Origin of the sequence: Bradyrhizobium sp., from assembly GCF_049586575.1 — a bacterium.
Classification (GTDB): Bacteria; Pseudomonadota; Alphaproteobacteria; order Rhizobiales; family Xanthobacteraceae; genus Bradyrhizobium.
This window is the reverse complement of sequence record NZ_JBAVCF010000788.1, coordinates 1-3,271: the sequence shown is the minus strand read 5'-3', so window position 1 is coordinate 3,271 and position 3,271 is coordinate 1. Positions and strand designations below refer to the sequence as shown.

The 3,271-nt window shown below is 57.7% G+C and carries 3 protein-coding genes; all 3 read right to left on the bottom strand.

From position 1 onward, the window contains the following. Window positions 1-437: 437 nt before the first annotated feature. Complete coding sequence (locus tag WB528_RS28215; RefSeq protein WP_423892714.1) at window positions 438-1,439, bottom strand: HAD family hydrolase; 1,002 nt, start codon at window positions 1,437-1,439, stop codon at window positions 438-440. 70 nt (window positions 1,440-1,509) lie between these two features. After that, on the bottom strand, window positions 1,510-2,208 hold the full coding sequence (locus WB528_RS28210; protein ID WP_423892712.1) for a hypothetical protein: 699 nt from the start codon (window positions 2,206-2,208) through the stop codon (window positions 1,510-1,512). A 292-nt stretch (window positions 2,209-2,500) separates the two neighbouring features. Beyond that, on the bottom strand, window positions 2,501-3,271 hold a 771-nt coding region (locus WB528_RS28205), incomplete at its 5' end, for a SphA family protein (protein WP_423892710.1).

Here is a 3,271-nt window from a genome sequence, read left to right as displayed (position 1 = left end):
CAATGAACTTCAATCGTTCGTCCATGGGTTTACACACCTTCCAGGGCATCTTGCTCTCCCCGCAAAAGGCCCCATTGTGTAACCCATGTCTCCGGAATGAACTGTCACCCCTCTCTCAGGAAGGGCAAATGACTTAGCCAAAGCGTCTCGATGTGATTGAGAGTAAAACTCACCAAAAATATTGAAAGGTTTGGCTTGGTATCGGCGGCGATTCTTTATCGCAGCTTGAATTGAGTCGTTTGTCCGTGCTCGCTTCGGCGGCGAATGCGAAAACAATTTGCCTCGAACAAGGTGCGGTGATGTTCTGGCCGATGCTCTTGTCGAGCAAAGGCCACTGGAAGCCGATGCCATCATCAGCTTGGTCGCTATCGGGGGGAAGCGGACATCGCGGTTACGGCCGTCGACTTCCGAGTCTGACCTTGAGCGGACGCTCGCCGCTACTCAAACGCAAAGATGCGCCTCCAGTCGTTCTTCATATCCACGACGGTCCATTTATCTATTGCTGCGGCGTCCAAGGCTTTGTCGAGACGACCGAAGGAGGTGTCCCGGTCATAGGCGTATTCGCGTTCCGCGTCGGTGTGATGAACAATCAGGCCAAGGCGGCGTCCACCGGCCATCGTCGTCCATTGCAACATTTCGAGGTCACCGTCCGAGTTGCCGAACGCAGCGATCGGTCGGCGGCCAATATACTCGTTGATGCCCACCGGCTTGCCGACATTGTCGTCGATGAAATTGATCTCGTCCAAACGGAACAGTTCCGGCCTGCCATCGCGCATCTGGAATTTGGTCTTGATCGATGAGCCTACGACCTGCTCGGGCGGCACGCCATAGACGCGCTCGGCCCACGGGCGCATGAATTCGATACCGCCGCCCGAGACGATAAAGGTCTTGAACCCGCTCGCGCGCAGAAAGCCGAGCAATTCGATCATCGGCAGATAGGCAAGCTCGGTGTATGGCCGCTTGAAGCGCGGGTCGCGAGCAGTAGCGATCCAGTCCACCACAATCTTCTGGAATTCATCTGTCGTCATGCCGGAGTGCGTTGCCATCAGAAGCGCCATCAGCCCATGTTCGCCGGTCTCCGCCAACGTTTTCACGTCGCCTTCAAGTGCCGCCTTGAACGGCTGTGTGTCCTTCCATTCGGGATGCTGCGGAGCCAACGCCTTCACGCGGTCGAGCACAAAGACCAGCTGGGTGTACATCGGATGTTCCACCCACAAGGTCCCGTCATTGTCGAAGGTCGCGATGCGCTCGGCAGGGGGCACGAAATCCGGCGAGCCTTCGCGTGTCACGGCGGCGACGAAATCCAGTATCGACTGCTTTGTCGCTCCATCGTTCCATGAGGGAAGCGGGTTAGCCGAACTGGCCGCCTGTGCCGACGCAGCCTCGGGGTGAAGCAGACTTCCCGAAACGAGCGGAAGCGCCGCCAAAACCGAGAGCATTTGGCGACGGCTAGGCCCGGGGATAAGCGCCTTCGGCGACATGTCTGGGTTTCCTTTTCGGCAGAAAGCCTCAGGGCGTCAGCACCAAAGCCCTGAGCTCCTTGCGCGCCGTGCCATAACTGCCGAGTTGGTACACCGACGCGCTCGCCGGCGAGAAGGTGAACGCCTCGAACGGCTCCGCGAGCATCTCCTTCAAAAAGACTTCGGTACCAACCCCGGTTGTGACATGCGGGTTGAATTTCTTGCCTGCTGCGATTGTTACAAAATTGGCCACGTACTCGATCAAGAACCCCTGGATGTCCTTGCCGTCTTCGGTGCTCATGAACGCGGCCGGGGTGCCGGTCTTCTCCGTGAACGGCGTCACCGCGTCGATGATTTTTTGCTGCAACCGCAGCAAGTCTTCCGTCGGCTCGACGACGATACCGGCAAGCCCAATCGGTGGCGAGGGGATGTAGTAGTATTTGAAGGCCTTCAGTTTCCAGCCCAGTGGCTTCTCGCTGGCGAACACCTTGTCGAGCGCAACGTAGACCTTATCGAGGTCCGCCGTGCGGACGAACTGCTGCAGCATGGTGACGTGCGGGTGGTGCGTATCATCCAATGCGAAGCCCTTGGGGAAGTTTTTTAGCAGCCGCGCATTATCGGCCTGCGCATGCCGCAACATCGTCGCATCCGGCTCCAGCGCGATGTCGATGGCAGTAACCGGGTTTTGCTGTGCATTAGATGGCGCTGCGTATAGGAGCAATATGATCAAGCTAAACCAGAGCGCCACAAAGCACTTCGCGCATTTCACCATGGTAGCAAGAACCTTTTAATTCGGCGTGGGGACAGAAAAATGACCACAAAGCGTACGGCGATGGCTGAAAACCCTGCGCGCCTTTGCGCTCGCGCACTATGCAACTTCGGCGGATCTTGCAGTTCGGTATGTCGCTTTCCGGCACGAAACGGTCATGGTGCGATACCGCTCTGAGTTCGTTTGCGGGTGTAAAGCCGAAGTCTGCCTTGCAGGCCGTCAGGTCAGCTTTTGACCACGGACGTCGAGCTTCCGGCGGCTCACTTCGCTGTTATTTCGTAATCATCCGGCCCGTGGCAGGTGGAGGCGCTGCGGCAGGTGAGATGGCAAATGTCAGCCATGTGTTCCAGCCGGAGGGCCGATCCGAGCTGCCAAATTCTGCGTAGGCCTTGAGATTGACGTAACCTTGAAGGCCCTGGCTGAGCGGGAAGACGTAGCCAAACTGCGGCCCAATGCCGAACACCTGCGACTGGAAGCAACCGACGCGATCGCTCGAGCCACTGTCGCAGCCGATGTCTTTGTAGGCGTAGCCTGCCAGGCCCACCTGAACCTGCTTGGTCAGGAATTGCGATGCGCCCCAGTCGAAGTGCAGGTCGACGCCATTCTGATACTGTGTTGCAGTATTGATGAAATTATAGGTAAACCCAAGCACACCTGAGAACTCGTGGCCGGTCGCCGGATTGAAATAAGTGTAGCCACCGCCTGCATCGATCGCACCGTGCCCGATACCTAAATTCGACAAGCGGTTGGATTCGTAGGCTCCAACGGGGATGTCGCCGGTGATGTAGGTCATGTAGTTGTTGACGCCAGCATTCCAACGCAAAGCGAATTGCGGGACCAGATCGCCGAAACCCCAAGTCGTATCGCTGAAGCTGTCAGATCGCATGAACGGAATGCTACCGCCCCCGGGTCCTGTTATGCTGCCCGACAATTGGCCTGCCAGAGTGGTGCCTGCGACACCGTAGGCAGTCACAAGGGAAACGGACGCCTGGCCTCCGAGCACCGGCGTTGCAAAGACGTAGCTCGGAATGACAAAGCCGAG

Excerpts from the sequence above, each read along its gene's own strand:
- WB528_RS28215 (WP_423892714.1), bottom strand. The coding sequence starts at position 1,439 with ATGCTCTCGGTTTTGGCGGCGCTTCCGCTCGTTTCGGGAAGTCTGCTT.